Source organism: Pseudarthrobacter sp. MDT3-1, assembly GCF_054510755.1.
In genome coordinates this window covers 16930-36887 of the sequence record NZ_JBTNDX010000001.1, presented here as the reverse complement: position 1 = coordinate 36887, position 19958 = coordinate 16930, and the positions used below count along the sequence as shown (strand labels likewise).

The 19958-nt window shown below is 65.7% G+C and carries 21 protein-coding genes and 1 pseudogene; 16 read left to right on the top strand and 6 right to left on the bottom strand.

The window, feature by feature from the left end:
- The first annotated feature begins 5 nt into the window (after positions 1 to 5).
- The 7 genes from ACX80X_RS00170 (at position 6) to ACX80X_RS00140 (ending at position 5788) form a co-directional block, all read left to right on the top strand.
- The gene (locus ACX80X_RS00170; RefSeq protein ID WP_252611224.1) at positions 6 to 1124 is read left to right on the top strand and encodes a histidinol-phosphate transaminase; all 1119 of its coding nucleotides are present in this window, start codon (positions 6 to 8) and stop codon (positions 1122 to 1124) included.
- Positions 1125 to 1205: 81 nt separating this feature from the next.
- Positions 1206 to 1832 carry an imidazoleglycerol-phosphate dehydratase HisB gene (gene hisB, locus ACX80X_RS00165; protein ID WP_252611226.1) on the top strand — a complete coding sequence of 209 codons (627 nt, stop codon included), beginning with the start codon at positions 1206 to 1208 and terminating at the stop codon, positions 1830 to 1832.
- Positions 1829 to 2560 (top strand): imidazole glycerol phosphate synthase subunit HisH, encoded by a 732-nt coding sequence (gene hisH, locus ACX80X_RS00160; protein WP_141140036.1) that lies wholly within the window; start codon positions 1829 to 1831, stop codon positions 2558 to 2560. Before hisB ends, hisH begins: the two co-directional genes overlap by 4 nt.
- Positions 2561 to 2719 carry a hypothetical protein gene (locus tag ACX80X_RS00155; RefSeq protein ID WP_167349814.1) on the top strand — a complete coding sequence of 53 codons (159 nt, stop codon included), beginning with the start codon at positions 2561 to 2563 and terminating at the stop codon, positions 2717 to 2719.
- A 57-nt stretch (positions 2720 to 2776) separates the two neighbouring features.
- Entirely contained in the window at positions 2777 to 3523 is a 747-nt protein-coding gene (priA, locus tag ACX80X_RS00150) for a bifunctional 1-(5-phosphoribosyl)-5-((5-phosphoribosylamino)methylideneamino)imidazole-4-carboxamide isomerase/phosphoribosylanthranilate isomerase PriA (protein WP_252611228.1), read from the top strand.
- Positions 3524 to 3531: 8 nt separating this feature from the next.
- Positions 3532 to 4428 (top strand): SseB family protein, encoded by an 897-nt coding sequence (locus tag ACX80X_RS00145; RefSeq protein WP_252564719.1) that lies wholly within the window; start codon positions 3532 to 3534, stop codon positions 4426 to 4428.
- A gap of 55 nt (positions 4429 to 4483) precedes the next feature.
- Positions 4484 to 5788, top strand: a complete 1305-nt coding sequence (locus ACX80X_RS00140; RefSeq protein WP_252613651.1) for an MFS transporter — start codon at positions 4484 to 4486, stop codon at positions 5786 to 5788.
- A gap of 157 nt (positions 5789 to 5945) precedes the next feature.
- Here the strand turns inward: ACX80X_RS00140 and ACX80X_RS00135 are convergent, their stop codons facing one another.
- Positions 5946 to 6332 (bottom strand): DUF1844 domain-containing protein, encoded by a 387-nt coding sequence (locus ACX80X_RS00135; protein WP_056342948.1) that lies wholly within the window; start codon positions 6330 to 6332, stop codon positions 5946 to 5948.
- Between the two features lie 252 nt (positions 6333 to 6584).
- Between ACX80X_RS00135 and infC the strand changes: the two are divergent.
- The 4 genes and pseudogenes from infC to ACX80X_RS00115 all read left to right on the top strand — a co-directional run.
- Positions 6585 to 7169 (top strand): annotated as a pseudogene (gene infC, locus ACX80X_RS00130) (translation initiation factor IF-3); the annotation flags it as partial.
- 731 nt (positions 7170 to 7900) lie between these two features.
- The gene (gene rpmI / locus ACX80X_RS00125; RefSeq protein ID WP_009358635.1) at positions 7901 to 8095 is read left to right on the top strand and encodes a 50S ribosomal protein L35; all 195 of its coding nucleotides are present in this window, start codon (positions 7901 to 7903) and stop codon (positions 8093 to 8095) included.
- Positions 8096 to 8214: 119 nt separating this feature from the next.
- Entirely contained in the window at positions 8215 to 8661 is a 447-nt protein-coding gene (rplT, locus tag ACX80X_RS00120; RefSeq protein WP_252611235.1) for a 50S ribosomal protein L20, read from the top strand.
- 49 nt (positions 8662 to 8710) lie between these two features.
- On the top strand, positions 8711 to 9604 hold the full coding sequence (locus ACX80X_RS00115) for a TrmH family RNA methyltransferase (RefSeq protein WP_252602073.1): 894 nt from the start codon (positions 8711 to 8713) through the stop codon (positions 9602 to 9604).
- A gap of 78 nt (positions 9605 to 9682) precedes the next feature.
- Here the strand turns inward: ACX80X_RS00115 and ACX80X_RS00110 are convergent, their stop codons facing one another.
- Entirely contained in the window at positions 9683 to 9958 is a 276-nt protein-coding gene (locus ACX80X_RS00110; RefSeq protein WP_056342958.1) for a GlsB/YeaQ/YmgE family stress response membrane protein, read from the bottom strand.
- A 203-nt stretch (positions 9959 to 10161) separates the two neighbouring features.
- Between ACX80X_RS00110 and ACX80X_RS00105 the strand changes: the two genes are divergently transcribed.
- On the top strand, positions 10162 to 11166 hold the full coding sequence (locus ACX80X_RS00105) for a cation diffusion facilitator family transporter (protein ID WP_252611237.1): 1005 nt from the start codon (positions 10162 to 10164) through the stop codon (positions 11164 to 11166).
- Between the two features lie 59 nt (positions 11167 to 11225).
- Here the strand turns inward: ACX80X_RS00105 and ACX80X_RS00100 are convergent, their stop codons facing one another.
- The gene (locus tag ACX80X_RS00100; RefSeq protein WP_252602071.1) at positions 11226 to 12434 is read right to left on the bottom strand and encodes an MFS transporter; all 1209 of its coding nucleotides are present in this window, start codon (positions 12432 to 12434) and stop codon (positions 11226 to 11228) included.
- Positions 12435 to 12501: 67 nt separating this feature from the next.
- Here ACX80X_RS00100 and ACX80X_RS00095 point away from each other — a divergent pair, with 67 nt between their 5' ends.
- Entirely contained in the window at positions 12502 to 12954 is a 453-nt protein-coding gene (locus ACX80X_RS00095) for a (deoxy)nucleoside triphosphate pyrophosphohydrolase (RefSeq protein WP_252611239.1), read from the top strand.
- Between the two features lie 10 nt (positions 12955 to 12964).
- Here the strand turns inward: ACX80X_RS00095 and ACX80X_RS00090 are convergent, their stop codons facing one another.
- From ACX80X_RS00090 to ACX80X_RS00080, 3 genes are all read right to left on the bottom strand, one after another.
- Positions 12965 to 14080: an Rv2578c family radical SAM protein gene (locus ACX80X_RS00090; RefSeq protein ID WP_252602068.1), complete on the bottom strand. Its 1116-nt coding sequence runs from the start codon at positions 14078 to 14080 to the stop codon at positions 12965 to 12967.
- 199 nt (positions 14081 to 14279) lie between these two features.
- Positions 14280 to 14936: an SIMPL domain-containing protein gene (locus ACX80X_RS00085; protein WP_252611241.1), complete on the bottom strand. Its 657-nt coding sequence runs from the start codon at positions 14934 to 14936 to the stop codon at positions 14280 to 14282.
- A gap of 2 nt (positions 14937 to 14938) precedes the next feature.
- Complete coding sequence (locus tag ACX80X_RS00080; RefSeq protein WP_252611242.1) at positions 14939 to 15421, bottom strand: hypothetical protein; 483 nt, start codon at positions 15419 to 15421, stop codon at positions 14939 to 14941.
- Positions 15422 to 15623: 202 nt separating this feature from the next.
- On the opposite strand from ACX80X_RS00080, the gene pheS reads away from it, so the two are divergent.
- Genes pheS through ACX80X_RS00065 form a run of 3 tightly spaced genes read left to right on the top strand, consistent with a single transcriptional unit; the run spans position 15624 to position 19945 of the window.
- Positions 15624 to 16685, top strand: a complete 1062-nt coding sequence (gene pheS / locus ACX80X_RS00075) for a phenylalanine--tRNA ligase subunit alpha (protein WP_104063385.1) — start codon at positions 15624 to 15626, stop codon at positions 16683 to 16685.
- Positions 16686 to 16687: 2 nt separating this feature from the next.
- The gene (pheT, locus tag ACX80X_RS00070) at positions 16688 to 19231 is read left to right on the top strand and encodes a phenylalanine--tRNA ligase subunit beta (RefSeq protein WP_252611244.1); all 2544 of its coding nucleotides are present in this window, start codon (positions 16688 to 16690) and stop codon (positions 19229 to 19231) included.
- A 12-nt stretch (positions 19232 to 19243) separates the two neighbouring features.
- The gene (locus tag ACX80X_RS00065) at positions 19244 to 19945 is read left to right on the top strand and encodes a 4'-phosphopantetheinyl transferase family protein (RefSeq protein ID WP_252602062.1); all 702 of its coding nucleotides are present in this window, start codon (positions 19244 to 19246) and stop codon (positions 19943 to 19945) included.
- Positions 19946 to 19958 lie beyond the last annotated feature (13 nt).

The window sequence follows — 19958 nt, the reverse complement described above, 5'->3', positions numbered from 1 at the left end:
TTCAGGTGAATGACCAGCTAGAGCGTCTGAACAGACTTCCCCTCCGGACCAACCTCCGCGGACTGACCCCGTACGGTGCCCCGCAGTTGGATGTACCTATCCTGCTGAACGTCAACGAAAACACCCATGGCGTCCCGGCGGACGTCCGGGCCGCGATCAGCGTGGCCGTGACGGAAGCCGCGGCGGGCCTCAACCGCTACCCGGACCGTGAGTTCACCGAACTCCGGGAAGCGCTGGCCGAATATCTCGGCCACGGTCTGGATGCCACCAACATCTGGGCGGCCAACGGGTCCAACGAGGTCCTCCAGCAGATTCTCCAGGCCTTCGGCGGACCCGGGCGGACGGCCCTGGGATTCCCGCCCACGTACTCCATGTATCCGCTCCTGGCCAGCGGCACGGACACCGGGTACATCGTCGGGCAGCGGGCCGACGATTACGGGCTCAGTGCCGAGTCGGCCGCGTTGCAGGTCAAAGAGCTTCAGCCCAACATCGTTTTCCTCTGCTCGCCGAACAATCCCACCGGCACTGGGCTGGGCCTGGACGTCGTGGAGGCCGTGTACGAGGCCGGCGAGGCCAGCCATACCATCGTCATCGTTGACGAGGCCTACCACGAGTTCGCCCACGACGGAACGCCGAGCGCCCTTACGTTGCTGCCCGGCCGGGAGCGCCTCATTGTGTCCCGCACCATGAGCAAGGCGTTCGCCCTCGCGGGCGCCCGTCTGGGCTACATGGCCGCCGCTCCTGAAGTCACGGACGCACTGCGCCTGGTCCGGCTGCCGTACCACCTTTCGGCCATCACCCAGGCAACAGCCCTCGCCGCCCTGCAGCACCGCACTGCGCTGATGGCCGACGTCGAGGACATCAAGGAGCAGCGCGACCGCATCGTCTCGGAACTCACGCGAATGGGACTCAAACCTGCCGCCTCCGATTCGAACTATGTCTTCTTCGGCGGCCTCGACAGCCCGCATGACGTCTGGCAGCGGCTGCTGGACGACGGCGTGCTGATCCGCGACGTCGGCATCCCCGGCCACCTGCGTGTCACGGCGGGAACTGAGACGGAGACCACAGCCTTCCTGACGTCGCTGGAACGCATCCTGGCCAGCCAGGCCAGGATGCCCGCCTAAACTTGAAGTATTGGCGCCGCCGCGCGCCGGCACATCTCCTTCGCTTTCGCATCACTGACTTCGCCTAAAGGACATATGACCATGAGCTTCACCGGATCGAACGCTGCCGCGCCCCGGACCGCACGCATGGAGCGTGCCACCAGTGAATCGTCAGTGCTCGTGGAGATTAACCTCGACGGCACGGGCGTTTCGGACATCGACACGTCTGTCCCGTTCTACGACCACATGCTGACGGCGCTCTGCAAGCACTCGCTCATTGACATGACGGTCAAAGCCACCGGTGACACCCACATTGACGTCCACCACACCGTGGAGGACGTCGCCATCACGTTCGGTGAAGTTCTGCGCACAGCCTTGGGAAACAAGGCCGGGATCCGCAGGTTCGGCGAGGCCACCGTGCCCCTCGACGAAGCCCTGGCGCAGGCCGTCGTCGACGTCTCCGGCCGCCCCTACCTGGTGCACGGCGGAGAGCCTGCCGGGCAGGAGTACCACTTGATCGGCGGCCACTTCACGGGGTCATTGACCCGCCACGTCTTTGAGGCCATCACGCTTCACGCCGGCATCTGCCTCCACATGAACGTCATCGCGGGCCGCGACCCGCACCACATTGTGGAAGCGCAGTTCAAGGCCTTCGCCCGCGCCCTGCGTGCTGCGGTAGAGCCCGATCCCCGCGTGGAGGGAATCCCCTCCACCAAGGGTGCCCTGTGAGCGGCCAAATTCTCCGGGACGGCGCCGTCATCGATCCGGCAACCGGCAAGAAGCCTGTGTCGCCCGAAGGCAAGCCGACGGTCACTGTCCTGGATTACGGTTCGGGAAACGTCCGGTCCGCCGTGCGCGCCCTGGAGCGGGCAGGAGCCGAGGTCATCCTCAGCTCCAAGCCGGAGGACGTGCTTAATGCCGACGGCCTGGTGGTACCCGGCGTCGGCGCGTTCGAGACTGTAATGCGCGAGCTCAAGGCCGTGGACGGCATCCGGCTGATCGGCCGGCGCGTGGCCGGGGGCAGGCCGGTCCTGGCAATCTGCGTGGGCCTGCAGGTTCTGTTCGAGGCCGGGGTGGAGCACGGGACAGAAGCTGAAGGCATGGGGGAGTGGCCGGGCAAGGTGGAACTCCTTCCCGCTGAGGTGGTGCCACACATGGGCTGGAACACGGTTGACGTTCCGGAAGGATCCAAACTCTTCGCCGGCGTCGCGGACCAGCGCTTCTACTTCGTTCACTCCTATGGTGTCCAGGACTGGAACTTCGACGTGATCCAGCCGCGGATGACTGCGCCCCTGGTGACCTGGTCAGAGCATGGCGCGCGCTTTATTGCCGCAGTGGAGAACGGACCGCTCTGCGCTACCCAGTTCCACCCGGAAAAATCCGGCGACGCCGGTGCACGGCTGCTGCGCAACTGGGTGGACGGCCTTCGCAAGCCAGCTGCCACGGACGCCGCCTAGATGTGGTCGATTGTCCTGATGGGCCTGGCCGGCCTATTGGTGGGCGGCGCACTGTCCTTCAGGCAGCAGCACAAACCGCTCTGGACCCAGGTGGGCTTCTACGTCCTGGCCGGCATGGCGCTGCTGGCCGCGTACCTGCTGACGCTTCCTGGAACCTAGCCCACGCAACCCCCAGTTCCGCTTCCACGAGCAACCCAACACCCAAAAGGATTTGAGATGACCACCGCAACCGATCTGCCGGTTCTTGAACTGCTGCCCGCCGTCGACGTCGTAAACGGACAGGCCGTGCGGCTGGTCCAAGGCGAAGCCGGCAGCGAGACGAACTACGGCACACCGCTGGAGGCAGCCCTCAACTGGCAGGAGCAGGGCGCCGAATGGGTACACCTGGTGGACCTCGACGCCGCGTTCGGCCGGGGCTCGAACGCCGGGCTGCTCCGTGAATTGGTGGGCCGGCTTGACATCAAGGTGGAGCTGTCCGGCGGACTCAGGGACGACGAATCCCTCGAAGCGGCGCTGGCCCTCGGCGTTGCCCGCGTCAACCTCGGCACAGCGGCGCTGGAAAACCCCGAGTGGACCCGCAGTGCCATCGACCGCTTTGGCGACAGGATCGCCGTCGGCCTCGACGTCCGCGGAACCACGCTGGCAGGCCGCGGCTGGACCAAAGAAGGCGGCGACCTCTGGGAGGTCCTGGGCCGGCTCGAAGAAGCCGGGTGCTCCCGGTACGTTGTCACTGACGTTACGAAAGACGGCACACTGCAGGGTCCCAACGTTGAACTCCTGCGCCAGATGGTGGAGAAGACCGGCAAACCGGTGGTCGCCTCCGGCGGCATCTCCAGCCTGGACGACTTGAAAGTGCTGCGCTCCCTGGTGCCGCTGGGCGTGGAAGGCGCGATCGTGGGCAAGGCGCTGTACGCCGGTGCCTTCACGCTCCCCGAAGCCCTCGACGTCGCCGGCCGCCGCTAGGCGGTTCCGTGGACAGCACGCACAACGCCGATCCGGCAGCGGAATCGCCGCCGCCGCGCCATCTGCCCGGACACATTGCGGCGGCTTTGGCGGGCGCGGGCGGCCGTACTGACTCGGCCGGCCGGCCGTGGGAAGGCCGGAGCCTCGCCGGGGACGAAGGCAGGATCCATAACTTCGAGGACGACGACGGCACGGCCGACGCAGGCTACCTCGCCGCCGTCGCGGCTCTGGTTGACGGCAACGGCGACGAAGCGGCTGTGGTGGCCTCGCTGGCCACCGCCCGAGTCTTTATCCCGATCATCGCCCAGCTCGGCGAGGAAGCGGCCGGCGTCGACGGCCTGACGTCGGACAAACAGGCGGACATGGCGCTGGTCACCCTGAAGGCCGCCGACGGCCGGACGGCCATGCCGGCGTTCAGCTCGGCGAATGCCTTGGCTGCCTGGCACCCCGAAGCCCGGCCGGTGGCGGTATACGCCGCCAGGGCTGCCCTCTCAGCCGTGGCCGAGGGGGCCGAGCTGCTGGTGCTCGATCCGGGCTCGGAGGTCACGTTCGTGGTCCGGCGGCCCGCCGTCTGGGCGCTGGCCCAACAACGGGAGTGGATCCCTTCCTACACAGACGCGGCGTTGGCAGCCGAGATGGCTGAGGCAACGGCCGCCTTCCCTGCGGTGCGCAAGCTTGCCCTCCTCCCGGGTTCCGGCGTCGCCGTCCTCACCGGTACCGGTGCCACGCTCACCGGGGGCGGTGCCGGGCCGGAACTTCAGGTGCTGCTCCACCTTGAGGATGGGTTGGACGCTTTGGCAGTACAGGACCTGGTGTCCGGCCTCCAGCAGGCATGGTCCCGGAATGTATTGTTTGGAGAGCGTGTTGACTCGATCGAAATCAAGTTGCGGCGCGCGGCACAATAGCTGACGGTTGGCGCGGAGATCCCGGACTGCCGCGGGCAGACCCAAAGGATTTTCCGTGAACTTCGCTCTTTACCGGGAGCTGCTGGCCCACCGGCCCATCCGGCGGCTGCTGCTGGTCGGCATGATCGCCCGCATCCCCCACTCCGCGGCAGGCCTGCTGCTGACCCTGCATATCGTCCTGACCCTGGACCAGGGGTACGCAGCAGCCGGCGCCGCAGCGGCTGTTATGACCATCGGCATTGCCGTTGGCGCACCATGGCGCGGCAGGCGCGTGGACACTGTTGGCCTGCGCCGGGCGCTGATTCCGTCAGTGGTGTCAGAGGCCCTCATCTGGTCCATGGTGCCGCACGTGTCCTACCAGTGGCTGCTTCCGCTGGTGTTCGTCGGCGGCCTGCTGACGTTGCCGATCTTCAGTGTGATCCGCCAGTCCCTGGGCGTCCTCGCGGACGGCGATCAGCGGCGGACCGCTTTTGCGCTGGACTCGATCGCCACGGAGATGGTGTTTATGATCGGGCCTGCCGCCGGAGCCGTTGTGGCCACCAGCGGCTTCACCGCTCTGGGACTCACCGTGGTGGGCGTTTCCACGTCACTGGCCGGATTGTTCCTGATGTGGTTCAACCCGCCCACCCGAAGTGCCACGCAGACTGAGGAGTGCCAGGCAGACCAGCGCCACGCCGCGGAAGTGGCTGTGGTTTCCGCCGCACCAGCACACCTCCAGGAAGCAGCGGCAGACCTCGTCCCGGCCGGGGCAGAACGCATCCGCAGAGGGTCGGCGGGGCTGCGCGGCAAGGTGGCCCACAACTTCGCCTGGCTCACGGCCACTGTAGCGGCCGTATTCGCCGTGGCGGCTGGAACCGGCATGGTGCTCAGCGGCACGGACGTTGGCATTGTTGCTGCCCTGGAAACAGGCGGGCACCAGGGCGAACTCGGCATTGTGTTCCTCTTTTGGTGCGCCGCATCGGTGGCCGGCGGACTGGTCTACGGGGCCATGCACCGTCCAGTTTCGCCGATCCTCCTGCTGCTGGGGATGGCGGCCCTGACTATCCCGATGGGCTTCGCCCAGGACACCTGGACGCTGGCCTTCGTCTCGATCCTTCCGGGCCTGTTGTGCGCCCCTGTCCTGTCGGCCGCCTCCGAACATGTGGCAGACCTGGTGGCGGAGGACCGCCGCGGCGAGGCGATGGGCTGGTACGGCTCTGCGCTGACTGCCGGTGTGGCGCTCGGGGCGCCCCTTGCCGGGATTTTCATCGACGGGATGGGACCATCCGGCGGCTTTGTCTCCGTGGGCGTGGCCGGCGTTCTGCTCTGCCTGGTGGGACTGCTGCTCCAGGCCCACCGACGCCGGAGCGCCGCCGTCTGACGCCGGCCTCCAGAGTTTTTTGTCCAGATATTCCGCCTTTCCAGGTGCGGAAGTCCCGTTATCTGGACAAAAACTTAGGTGAAACACGACGGCGGCGGACGGTCCGTGTGGACCGTCCGCCGCCGTCGTCGTACTTTGTGAAGTTTGCTGGCTGGTTCTAGTTGACGGCGCCGGTGTACTTCTCGCCCGGGCCCTTGCCCGGGGCATCCGGGATGATGGACTCCTCGCGGAACGCGAGCTGCAGGGAACGCAGGCCATCGCGCAACGGGCCGGCGTGCTGGGATCCGATTTCGGGGGCCGCTGAGGTCACGAGTCCGGCAAGGGCGGTGATGAGCTTGCGGGCCTCGTCCAGGTCCTTGAGTTCCTCTGCATTGTCCTCGGCGGCGAGGCCCAGCTTGACCGCTGCCGCGCTCATCAGGTGCACGGCGGCGGTGGTGATGACCTCGATGGCCGGCACCTCCGAGATATCGCGGATTTGCTGGGTCACGTCAGCCTTGGCGGCCGGGGCCTCGAAAACGTGTGAATTACTGTCTGGGGTGCTCATACTGGTAAGCTTGTCACAGACCGACTGGATGTCGTTATTTCGCTGTGGAAGGTCCCACCAACGCTTAGCTGCGTTAGGCGGGATTTGTTCTGTAGAATGACATGCAGTTTGCAAGCGGAGTACTCTCCCACCCGCGTCAGCCGTTTTCCCCGCCGGAAGTAATTCCTGAGGAAGCAAGGTTGCCGGGTACCGGTCGGACAGTTCCATCCGGCATTGAGCCTGGGGAAGTGCGCACTGCCTCTGCTGAGGTCGGTGCATCCGATCATCGAGGCCTTCGATTGCTCCGGCAATTGGGGGCCTTCTCTATTTGCCGGTGAATACCACATCAATCACAGGAGCTTTAACATTAGCGAGCCAAGAATCAATGAGCGTATCCGCGTCCCCGAGGTGCGGTTGGTCGGTCCTGCAGGTGAACAGGTAGGAATCGTCCGTATTGACGATGCCCTGCGTTTGGCTGCCGAGTCCGATCTTGATCTCGTTGAAGTTGCACCGCAGGCCAAGCCTCCGGTGTGCAAGCTGATGGACTTCGGCAAGTACAAGTACGAGGCCGCCGTCAAGGCACGTGAAGCACGGAAGAACCAGACCAACACTGTTCTGAAGGAAATCCGCTTCCGCCTCAAGATTGACACCCACGACTACGAGACCAAGCGCGGCCATGCACTGCGCTTCCTCGGTGCCGGTGACAAGGTCAAGGCCATGATCCAGTTCCGCGGCCGTGAGCAGCAGCGTCCGGAGATGGGCATCCGCCTGCTCCAGCGCTTCGCTGACGATGTCGCCGAAGTGGGCGTTGTGGAGTCCAGCCCCCGTATCGATGGCCGCAACATGGTCATGGTCGTGGGCCCGCTGAAGAACAAGGCCGAAGCCAAGGCCGAGGCACGCCGCGCATCGCAGCGTGCAGAGGCCAAGGCGCAGAACGAAGCGAAAGCTACGGGTGGCGGCCGCATCGACGTGTCCGGCGACGACCAGGCGCCGCTCACGCAGTCGCTGGCTGACCTTCTTCCGGAAGGTTTCGCCATCACCACGGAGCCGGAAACCGAAGCTCCGGCGGCACAGTCTGAAGCTCCTGAGGCGCCTGCTGAAGCCGCTCCGGAAGCCGAGGCCCCTGTCAAGGAAGCGCCAGCGAAGGAAGCTCCCGTCAAGGAAGCCGCCGCGAAGGAAGCTCCTGCAAAGGAAACCGCCGCCAAGGCAGCACCCGTGAAGGAAGCCGCCGTCCAGGAGGCGCCCAAGCAGGCTGCCCCGAGGGCCGCTGCTCCCAAGCGTGAGGCTCCCAAGGCAGCCCCGGCACCCGTCAAGGCTCCTGTCGCTGCCAAGCCCGCCGAAGCTGCGGCTCCGGCAGCTCCGAGGCCGCCGGTGCCAATGCCTAAGCCGATCGCCCGGCCGGCAGCGCCGAAGCCTGCTGCAAGGCCTGCCCCCAAGGCAGCTCCGAAGCCGGCTGGCAAGAAGACTACCTAGTTCAAAGCTGCGGGAGGTTATCCTCCTGCAGTACGCAACCAGCATGCCGCCTGCAGGGGCGGCGGCTCGAAAGAACTGCAGACAATGTCTGTGGACACGTAAGGAGATCGGTTCCCATGCCGAAGATGAAGACCCACAGTGGTGCTAAGAAGCGCTTCAAGCTGACCGGCAGCGGCAAGCTGCGCCGCCAGCAGGCCAACCGCCGCCACTACCTTGAGCACAAGTCCTCCAGGCTGACTCGTCGCCTCGCCGGCGACAAGATTGTCTTCAAGGGTGACGCTAAGGTCATCCGGAAGATGCTCGGCATCTAAGTTCCAAGTTCTCTGACTGATGCCACCTGGCAGCAGTCAACTACCAAAAAGGCTTCTCAGGCCAGCCGGTTGTTCCGGCAGTAGATGCTTGGGATCAGAATTTTCGAAGGAGTACGCACGTGGCACGTGTGAAGAGGGCGGTCAACGCCCACAAGAAGCGCCGGGTTATCCTTGAACGCGCAAAGGGCTACCGTGGACAGCGTTCACGCCTGTACCGCAAGGCTAAAGAGCAGCTGCTGCACTCGTTTGTGTACAGCTACGGCGACCGCAAGAAGAAGAAGGGCGACTTCCGCCGCCTGTGGATCCAGCGCATCAATGCTGCATCCCGCGCCAACGGCCTGACTTACAACCGTCTGATCCAGGGCCTGAAGGCCGCTGAGGTCGAGGTTGACCGCCGTATGCTTGCTGAGCTGGCCGTTTCGGATGCGAACGCATTCGCCGCGCTGGTGAAGATCGCCAAGGATTCCCTGCCTGCCGACACGTCCGCTCCGGCCGTCGAAGCCGCAGCCCCCAAGGCACCCAAGGCCAAGGCTGCAAAGCCTGCCGCTGACGTGGCTGCCAAGTAGCACCCACGCCAGTTCGAGGACTGGTGGCTGAAGCCACTAAGGTTCTTGTATGAACGAAACCGGGCGCCCGCAAGACTTTCCACTCTCCAACCCCCGAGCTGATCGGGTGAGGAAGGTGGCACAGCTTGCCGGGCGCCCGGCCCGTTCAAAGCGCAGCGAGTTTCTGGCGGAGGGTCCCCAAGCTGTCCGTGAGGCCCTCACTCTGCACCAGAAAAGGATTGCAGCGGGCGAGCCCGGCGCCGTCTATGAGGTGTACGCGAGCGAGGCCTGCCTCGACCGGCACCCGGACCTGGAGGCTCTCGCGGAGGGCATTGACGCATACCTCACTACCGACGAAGTGCTGGCCGCGATGGCGGACACGGTTACCCCGCAGGGCATTCTCGCGGTCTGCGGTTTCCTGGACGTGAGCCTTGAGCAGGTCCTCGACGCCGGCCCTCGGCTGCTTGCAGTGCTGTGTCAGGTCCGGGACCCGGGCAACGCCGGCACTGTACTCCGGGCTGCTGACGCGGCCGGGGCGGACGCCGTCATCCTGACCTCGTCCAGCGTTGACATCTATAACCCCAAGGCCGTCCGTTCCACCGCCGGTTCCCTGTTCCATCTGCCCGTGGTCCTGGGTGCCGATATCGCGGAAGTGGCAGCCGCCTGCCGTGCGCGGGGAATTGGCATACTGGCCGCCGACGGTGACGGTGACGTCAACCTGGATACGCTCCAGGACGAAAACGCCGCCCGCCGGATCGCAGGCCCTGGCGTCGAATCGCTGTTCGCCCTGGAGGGTCCCACAGCGTGGCTGTTCGGAAACGAAGCGCAGGGGCTCGCCGAAGATGAACTGGCCTTGGCCGATCACCGGGTGGCCGTGCCCGTATACGGCGCAGCCGAAAGCTTGAACCTCGGCACGGCGGCAACGGTGTGCCTCTACGCGAGTGCCAGGTCCCAGAAAGCGTGACTGAACACGTGACTTAAAAGGCAGGGCCCCGGAAGTTCTCCGGGGCCCTTGCTGTATGAATCAGGTGAGGTAGGGGTATCAGGGCGCCCGTGTGCTCTTGCTGCGTCCTGTGATGGCGCCGTAGACGCCGGCAACTACCAGGCCGCCTACGATGGCCAGGATCCAGGTACCCAGATCAAAGAAGGCAAGGTCACCCTTGCCGAACAGGAGGCTGCCAATCCAGCCGCCTACAATCGCGCCGACAACGCCGAGCACGAGACTCGTCACCCAGCCGCCGCCGACTTTGCCCGGCATAACGGCTTTCACGATGGCCCCTACGATGAGGCCGAGAATAATCCAAGCAAGAAAACCCATGTCTCCTCCTTCATATTCGTCGGGACTAAACGTCCCGATTAGTGTTCAAGCTAACATACGGCCCCTCCGATGTCAGCAGGCTTAGTGGATGTCAGAAGTGCGTCTTCTGCACCCGAAAAGGTACGGTATTCGTGGGCGGAGCCGACTGCGGCGCCGCGAATATCCCTGCTTGTTCTTGAAACCTGTGAAGAGGAGAAGCCTCCGTGGCTGCAAATGGCGGTGCCAAGGCGATCGTCGCGGCCCTAGCCGCAAACCTGACCATCGCCGTCCTGAAATTCGTGGCCTTTTTTCTGACGGCTTCCTCGTCGATGCTGGCCGAAGCCATCCACTCGATTGCCGACTCCGGCAATCAACTGCTGCTCCTGATCGGCGGCAAGCGCGCCAGAAAGGCAGCCAGCCCGAAGCACCCGTTCGGGTATGGCCGTGAACGCTACATTTACGCCTTTATCGTCTCGATCGTGCTCTTCAGCGTGGGTGGGCTTTTTGCACTGTTCGAAGCGTGGGAGAAGCTGCAGCACCCGCACGCCATCGAAGGGGACTTCTGGTGGGTTCCTTTGGCGGTGCTGATCGGCGCCATTGTTGCTGAGTCTTTCTCGTTCAGGACGGCCATCATCGAATCCAACCACGTCCGCGGCAAGCAGGGCTGGGTGAGCTTTGTGCGCACGGCCAAGCAGCCGGAACTGCCGGTCATCCTGCTGGAAGACCTCGGGGCGCTTCTTGGCCTTGTGTTCGCGCTCGTGGGTGTGAGCATGACCCTCGTCACCGGCAACGGGATCTGGGACGCCGCGGGTACCGGCATGATCGGCCTGCTGCTCGTGGCCATCGCTGTGGTGCTGGCTATCGAAACCAAGTCCTTGCTGCTGGGCGAGTCCGCCACCCGGGATGACGTGGCCCGCATCAGTGAGGCCATCGAGGCCGGGGGACACAACCGGATCATCCACCTCAAGACCCTTCACCTCGGACCGGAGGAGCTGCTGGTGGCCGCCAAGATCTCCGTGGGTGCCGCAGAAACCGGCCGGGACATCGCCGCCGCGATTGATGGTGCGGAGTCCCGAATCCGCACCGCCGTTCCGATGGCCCGGGTGATCTACCTCGAACCGGATCTGCACCGCGAGGACAGTCGCACGGACGGGGTCTCAGGCGCCGGTCAGGTTCCCGGTGCAGGCCAGATAGCCGCGGAGGCCGGGGCTCAGGACCCGCAGGCCTGACGTTCCTTCCTCAGCGCACCGAATGCTTCGGTGAAGCCGCTGCCCGCCCGTTCCCAGAATCAGGCGGCCAGCGGCTTTTTGCGTTCCAGGACGCCGCTGGTCACCGCGATGCCAAAGCCCAGGACTGCCAACACGGCGCCCACGAGCGCGGGTGCCACGAAGCCCCAGCCCCAGGCGATCACTAGGCCGCCCAGGAAGGCGCCCAGGGCATTGGCAACGTTGAGCGCGGCGTGGTTGAGCGAAGAAGCCAGGGAGGGGGCGTCCGGCGACGCATCCAACAAACGCGTCTGCAGGGCCGGGATCAGCATGGAGCCGGACGCTCCAACCACAAAGACCATCACCAGGGCTGACCAGGGCCAGTGCACAGCCACCGCGTAAACCACCAGTGCGACGGCGATCCCGGGCAGGACCCAGTACAGCGTCCCCATCACTGACTTGTCGGCCAGCCTGCCGCCGACGACTGTTCCGGCCACCATGCCCAGTCCGTAGAGTGCCACCACAATGGGCAACAGCGATCCCGGAATACCGGCCACCAGGGTCATGGTGTGCGCAATGTAGGTGTAGGTCGCGAAGAAGCCACCAAAACCCACGATGCCGATCAGGATGGCCAGCCACACCTGGAGCCGCTTGAGCGCACCGAGTTCGCGGCGGATGCTCGCGTCAGGATGGGGGGCCTGGTATGGGACATAGCGCCACAGCAGCACCAGTGTCAGCAAGCCAATGCCTCCTACGAGGAGGAACAGCAGCCGCCAGCCGAAGGTCTGGCCCACCCAGGTGGCCGCGGGCACGCCGATAACGTTCGAAACGGAGAGGCCCGCCATCACCATGGAGATGGCCCAACCCCGACGCGTGGGGGAAACCAGAGAGGCGGCGATCACAGCCGCGACCCCGAAGAATGCGCCGTGCGGCAGCCCGGCCGCAAACCGGGAAACCAGCATGCTCCCGTAATCGGGAGCAACATAGGACGTCAGGTTGGCCAGCGTGAAGAACAACATGAGGCCCAGTGCGAGGTATTTGCGTGGCAGTTTGGCACCGACTGCGGCGAGCAGCGGCGCGCCCACCACAACTCCGAGGGCGTAGGCGGAAATGAGGTGTCCGGCCTCCGGGGTGCTGATGCCGAGTCCTTGTTCCACCTCTTTCAGCAGGCCCATCATGGTGAACTCCGTGACACCGATTCCGACGCCGCCCATTGCCAGTGCGAAAATCGCTGCGCCAACGTGTGGAGACTTCGCCTTGGATGCGGTGGAGGTTTGGACGACGCTACTCATGGGCCTGCTTTTCAAAGGGGATGCTGGGGGAGGGTCCGCAAACCATTCTCCCTCATAGACTGGGGCGGTGAGTGGACTGATACAGGTAGTTGGCGGAGCAATAGTGGACTCGTTGGCGAACCCTGCCCGCATACTGGTGGCCAGGCGGACTGCTCCCGAGCAGTTCGCTGGGCTCTGGGAATTTCCCGGCGGGAAAGTGGACGCCGGTGAGGAATGCGAGGCCGCATTGCACCGGGAACTGAGTGAGGAGCTCGGCGTGCGTGTCCGGCTGGGGCTCGAGCTCCCGGCAGCGGCGGCCACCGGATGGCGGCTGAACGACCGGGCAAGCATGCGGGTCTGGCTGGCCGAAATTATCCAGGGCGAGCCGCAACCCCTCGAGGACCACGACGCATTACGCTGGGTCGCGCTGACGGACCACCGGGAAGTGCTGGACCTGCCCTGGATCCCGGCCGATTTCCCCATTGTCGAAGCCCTCCTGCACTCACTCAGCGCGCAGCAGCCAGACACGCACGCGCGTTGAAATCCTGACGTCAGAACAGGGTAGGTTGACGGAGCGCTGTTGCTTCGTCGGCGTTCCGAAAGTCAGCGCCTGTTGTCCCGGGGACAGGCAGGATTCCTTCCGGATACTGGGCTTCCTCGCCTCGGGGATCGTCTGCCAGATCGCGGTGGCTGAAGCCGTGGCCGCTGGTGAAGCCATGCCGGTGCTTGAAATAGCGCACCTTTGCGGCGAGCCAGGTGCGGTATTCCTTCGACGCGTAGGACCCTGTGTCATAGAGGCGCCGGTAGCGGCCAGCCAGTTCCGGATGGTTCTTGGCAATCCACTGCATGAACCACTCGCGTGTTCCCGGCTTCAGGTAGAGGGCGCCGGCGGTGACGCCCGTGGCACCGGCCGCGGCCAACGAAGCGAACAGGGAATCAAGGGCTTCGTCACTGTCGGACAGCCACGGCAGGATAGGCATCGCCATAACACCGCAGGGGAGCCCGGCATCGCGTAAGCGGGAGACCAGCTTCAGCCGCGCCCGAGGCCCTGGCGTGCCTGGTTCCACGGCTTCCGAGAGTGCCTCATCCGTCATGGCCAGGGAAATGCCCACCCCTACCGGCACCTGGGCGGCAGCACGCTTCAGGAGCGGCATGTCCCGGGCGAGCAGCGTCCCCTTGGTAAGGATGGACAACGGCGTACCTGAGTCAGCCAGCGCCGTGATGATTCCCGGCATCAGCTGGTAGCGGCCCTCGGCCCGCTGGTAGGGGTCCGTGTTGGTGCCAAGCGCCACCTGGTGACGGCCCCAGGACGGTTTGGCCAGCTCCTTCCGGAGGACCTCGGCCGCATTGACCTTGACCACCACCTGGCTGTCGAAATCCAGTCCGGCGTCAAAGTCGAGATACGTGTGGCTCTTGCGCGCAAAACAGTAAACACAGGCATGGCTGCAGCCGCGGTACGGGTTCACGGTCCACTCAAACGGCATCCGCGACCCGGCCACCACCTTATTGAGCACCGATTTGGCGGTGACCTCATGAAAGGTGATGCCGGCGAATTCGGGGGTGGTCACAGAACGGACCAACCCGGCAAGGGGAAGCAGGGCAGGTGATGGGCCACTTCCGAGGTCATCGGCGGGCCGGGGCATCAGCGCTTGTTCATCCCATCTCATGCCTTCCATTCGAATATATGTTCGAACTTAAGTCAAGGACCGGGCGCCGCGGAAGTCCGCGCGCCGGGCTCACCGGCGGCAGGGCTCACGTCAGGCTGGTCGCGCCGGACTCACCGCCCGCCGGACTCACTGCCCGCCGGGGGCTCCGCCCCGTGGCTTCGGCCGGTGGCTTCCGCTTGCGTCGGCCCCCGGGAAACCGTCAGTCCAACAATTCCCACACCACGGTGACGCTGGCGTTAATGCCCGCGTGGCCCGCCTCCACGCTGATGGCTTCGCTGGCGGCGGCGCGCTGGATCCGGGCCACCGGAACCGGCCCGGGCGCATCCGGGTGCTCGGCAACGGACATCACCGCGCCAAGCCGCGCGGACGCCAGGGATGCAAACTGTTCGGCTTTGACTGAGGCATCCTGCCATGCAGCGTCCCGGGCGAGGGCGGCGACGGCTGACTCATCCGAGAAGCCAAGTTCCAGTCCGTTCAGGCGCACGTCATCGCCGCCGGCGTCTACTGCGGCGGCAATAACGGCGGATGCCGCGCTGACCTGCCGCAGGCGCACGGTGAGCATGCTGGAGGTCACGTACCCGGTCACCTGCTGGCCCCCGCTGTCGCGCCAGACGAACTCCGGCCGGACGTTCAGTCCGGAGGTCCGGATGTCCGTGTCAGCCAGGCCGTGCCGGCGGAGCGCACCGGATACAGCTGCGGACGCTGTTCCTGCATCCGCATAGGCGGCGCCCACGCTGTCCCGCCGACACTCGACGCCCACAGAAATCGTCAGTAAGTCAGGTGGCGCCTCCGCCGTCCCCGTTCCGGTCACGATAATAGTCCTGTTGCTTGTCGTGGTGTTGGGTTCGCCCGTCATTGTCAGACCTCGATTCCGACGGCGCCATGGGGCGCCGGCTTTGGTGTCCGGATGTCAACATAACCGCCGGCTGCCAGGCCGGCCTGCCGTTCGAAGAAATTCGCCGACGCCGGATTGCCCGTCCGGAGCTGCGACCAGCCGGCGGCCAGGAAATACAGCGGAAGGAAGGGCAACCCCAGGCAGTAGGCGTACTGGCTGCAGTGCTTTTCCTCATGCCCCAGGAGCGCCGGATTGGACGTCAGTTCTTCAGCCCGGATCCGGTAGATGACCACGTTGCCCAGGGTGAAGGCCCCCGCATACGGAATGCGCCACCGGTAGCCGGACGCCATGACCAGCCCGCGGGGGCCTTTGCTGACGGCGGTTCCCGCAGCCGCGGCAACGGCCAGGCCCAGCAGGGTAGTGCCGTTGGCCAGGTTGGCGAGCTGTCGTACGCGCTGCCCCGGCGTCAACAGCTGCGCGGCTGACGGGCCCTGCCCTTGTGTCATAAGGCCATGGTAACCGGAGCCTTCACTTAGACTGGAGGATAGTGGCCGCCAGTTTTTGACCGGTGTGCCCTGACCTGGTCATCGAGTGCATTCAGCAAGCATGGATTCACGGAATGACCTGCCAGTGACGGATGCGCTGCCGGGTAACCGCGCGCGGCTGCACCCCTCACCGGCAGCCCCGACTCGTAGCTAAGAACAGTAGATGACTGAAACTTTGCCGGGCGCCGCCATCCCGAACCCTACGGATGAAGCCGCCATCACTGCCGCTGTAGACCAGGCCATCGCCGCCATTGCCGGCGCAGGCACCCTTGACGAACTCAAGGCGGTGAGGCTGGCGCACACCGGTGAGAAGTCACCGCTCAGCCTGGCCAACCGGGAGATCGGCGGACTGCCGAAAGACCAGAAAGCCGTAGCCGGCAAACTCATGGGTTCCTCACGGGGCCGGGTCAACAAGGCGCTCGCGGACCGCACCGCCGAGCTGGAAGCACAAAACGACGCCCGGATCCTGCTGGAAGAGACGGTGGACGTCACTGCCGCACCCCGCCGTCGTCGGGCAGGAGCGCGTCACCCGCTCTCCACGCTGCAGGACCGCGTGGCGGACATCTTTGTGGGCATGGGCTGGGAAATCGCCGAAGGCCCCGAGGTGGAATCCGAATGGTTCAACTTCGACGCCCTGAACTTCAAGCCGGACCACCCCGCCCGCGAAATGCAGGACACGTTTTTCGTGGAGCCGCCGGAGGCCCACCTGGTGATGCGTACGCACACCTCCCCGGTGCAGGTCCGGTCCATGCTGGAACGCGAGTTGCCCATCTACGTCCTCTGCCCCGGCAAGGTGTTCCGCACCGATGAACTGGACGCGACGCACACCCCGGTCTTCCACCAGTTCGAGGGCCTGGCCATCGACAAGAACTTGAGCATGGCCGACCTCCTGGGCACCCTGGAGCACTTCACCCGGCAGTTGTTCGGCGACGAAGCGTCCGTCCGGCTGCGCCCGAACTATTTCCCCTTCACCGAACCCTCCGCGGAACTCGACATCTGGCACCCGGGCGCCAAGGGCGGCCCGCGCTGGATCGAATGGGGCGGCTGCGGCATGATCAACCCCAACGTCCTCCGCGCCGCGGGCATCGACCCGGATATCTACTCCGGTTTCGCATTTGGCATGGGTATCGAGCGCGCGCTCATGTTCCGCAATGACGTCGGCGACATGCGCGACATGATCGAAGGCGACGTACGTTTCAGCGAGCACTTCGGGATGGAGATCTAACAGTGCGTATCCCACTTTCCTGGCTGCGTGAATTCGCAGCAGTACCGGCCGGAGCAACGGCCGAAGACGTGATGGCCGAACTGGTCAAGGTCGGTTTTGAAGAAGAGGACGTCCACCGTCCCACGGACGCCTTGCAGGGTCCGGTTGTGGTGGGCCAGGTCCTGAGCATCGTCAAGGAACCCCAGACCAACGGCAAAACCATCAACTGGTGCCAGGTCCGGGTTGTCCCCGAAGGCCAGGAACAGACCCTGACCGGCGACAGCATCGACCCGTCCGGGGTGCAGGGGATCATCTGCGGCGCCCACAACTTTGTGGAGGGCGACAAGGTAGTAGTCACGCTGCCCGGCGCGGTCCTGCCCGGCGACTTCCACATCTCCGCGCGGAAGACCTACGGCCACCTGTCCGCCGGCATGATCGCCTCCGTGCGTGAGCTTGGCATCGGCGAGGACCACGACGGCATCCTGGTCCTGTCCCGCATCGGGCTTGATCCGGAAATCGGCACGGACGCCATGGAACTGCTCGGCCTTTATGACCAGGCAGCCGAGATCAACGTGACCCCGGACCGCGGCTACGCGTTCTCCATCCGTGGTGTGGCCCGTGAATACGCCCACGCCACCGGCACGGGATTCACGGACCCCGCTACCAAGGTCCAGGCTCCGGCGGAGCTTTCCGGGGGCTACGGCGTGAAGCTCAACGACGACGCTCCCATCTATGGCAAGCCCGGCTGCGACCGTTTCGTGGCCCGCACCGTCCGCGGCGTCGACGCCACCAAACCGACGCCCCCGTGGATGACCTCAAGGCTCCGGCTTGCCGGGATCCGCTCCATCTCCCTGCCCGTGGACATCTCCAACTACGTGATGCTCGAGCTTGGCCAGCCCACGCACTGCTATGACCTGGACAAGCTGTCCGGCGACATCGTGGTCCGCCGCGCCGTGGCGGGGGAGAAGATCACCACCCTGGACGACAAGGAGCGCGCGCTCGATATCGAGGACCTCCTCATCACCGACGGTTCCGGCGCGATCGGCATTGCCGGCGTGATGGGCGGTGCAGCCACCGAGGTGAGCGATTCGACGTCGAACGTCCTGGTGGAAGCTGCGCACTTCGACGAGGTGTCCATTGGCCGTTCCCGCCGCCGGCACAAGCTGCCGTCCGAGGCGTCCAAGCGCTTCGAGCGCGGCGTCGACTGGCACGTGGCGGACATCGCTGCCCAGCGTGTTGTTGACCTCCTGGTGGACCTCGCCGGCGGGGTTGCCGACCAGGCGGGGACCGACGTCGGGACCGCGCCGGACGCCGTGACCATCGCGCTGCCGGCAGCCTTCGCTTCCCAGCGGATCGGCATCGATTTCACCGAGGAACAGATCACCACTTCGCTGGTGGACCTCGGCGCCGTGGTGGAAAAGAACGACGGCGGCTGGACCGTTACCGCCCCCAGCTGGCGCAACGACCTGGAAACCAAGGAAGACCTCACCGAGGAAATCGCAAGGCTGGTGGGCTACGACAACATCCCCGCCACCCTTCCGGTGGCCCCTCCGGGACGTGGCCTGACCCGCGTGCAGCAGCAGCGCCGTCGGCTCATCCAGTCACTGGCCGACGCCGGTCTGACCGAAGTCCTGGCCTACCCGTTCGTCTCCAAGGCGGCCAACGACACGTTCGGCGTCGCCGAGCAGGGGGCGGCCCGGAGCGCGGTCAAGCTGGCGAACCCGATCAGCGAGGAACACGGCTTCCTGCGCACGTCCATCCTCCCCGGGCTGATCGAGGTGGCCAAGCGGAACTACTCCCGCGGGTTCCGCGACCTGGCGCTCTTCGAGTCGGGCCTCGTTTTCCTGCCGGGCGAGACCGTGGGTACTCAGTCCATCCCGCCGCTGGGCGTCAAGCCTTCCGACGAGGTACTGGATGCACTGTACGACGGCGTTCCGGACCAGCCGCTGCACGTCGCCGCTGTCCTCACGGGCCACGATTCACCCGCTGCCGCCGGCCACACGCCGCGCTTGTGGGACTGGTCAGACGCGCTTGACATTGCCCGGCTCGCCGGGGATGTCCTGGGTGTGGAGGTTGTGGTCAGCCAGGGTGCGCACCAGGCGTTCCACCCGGGCCGTGCCGCGCAGCTCTCGCTGCGGACCGGCGAAGTAGTGGGTTACGCCGGCGAGCTGCACCCGAAGCTCCTGGCCGCGCACGACATGCCTGCCCGTTCGGTGGCGCTGGAGTTCAACGCGGATGCCCTGTTCGAGGCAGCTGCGGATGTGATTGTGGCCCGCCACATCTCCACGTTCCCGGTGGCCACCCAGGACGTTGCCCTGGTGGTGCCGCAGGAGATTCCCGCGGACCAGGTCCTCGAAGCGCTCCGCGAAGGCGCCGGCGAGCTGCTGGAGGACGTGGCGCTGTTCGACGTCTACGCCGGCAAGGGTATTGAAGAAGGCAAGAAATCGCTCGCCTTCGGCCTGCGTTTCCGGGCAACGGACCGGACGCTGACGGCCGATGAGGCCTCGGCTGCGCGCGAAAGCGCGGTTGCCCTGGCTGCAGAGCGCTTCGGCGCCGTCCAGCGCTAAACGCGGATCCGGATGGCAGGGCTGGTGGGGGCGGGGCCGGTGGCGCCAGTGCCGGTCCTGCGTTCCTGCCCTCCCGGCGTATCCGAAGGGCAGGACCCGACGGCGGGCCACCAGTCAGTAGTGCTGGGGCCCGCCGAGCTGGCCCGAGCAGCTGCCCTGGCACCCGGCCCGCGGGCCGTTTTTGTCGCTGGCCGGCGTGCCCTGCGAAGGTTCGCAGCAGAACTGCTGGACGTCCCGGCGTCGGACCTCACCACTCACTTCAGCTGCCCCCGGTGCGGCTCCGGCCCCGAGCTATCGCACGGCAGGCCGGGTTATACGCTCAGGGGAGAGCCGGTGCCGCTCGCGCTGAGCCTGTCCCGGAGTTCCGGGTGGATCCTGTTGGGCGCCGTGGTGGATCCACCGGCCGGAGTCACGATGGGCCTGGACCTGGGGGACCCGTCCGGCATGGCCTTTGAGGGGTTCGACGGCGTGGCGCTCACCACCGCGGAGCGCGCGGCCCTAACCGGGCTGGCCGGGCCTTTGCTGCTGCAGGAGCGGGCAAGGCTCTGGGCGCGTAAGGAAGCCTGGCTCAAGATGACGGGCGACGGTCTCGCCACGGCGCCGGACACGCTCGACGTTTTGTCGCGCCCGGAAATCCGGGACCTGGCCGCCGGCGAGGCGGGCCTCCCGCTCAACTTTCGCGCCGCCGTCGCGGTTTCGCGCACCGGCAGCTAGCGACGTTGTTGTC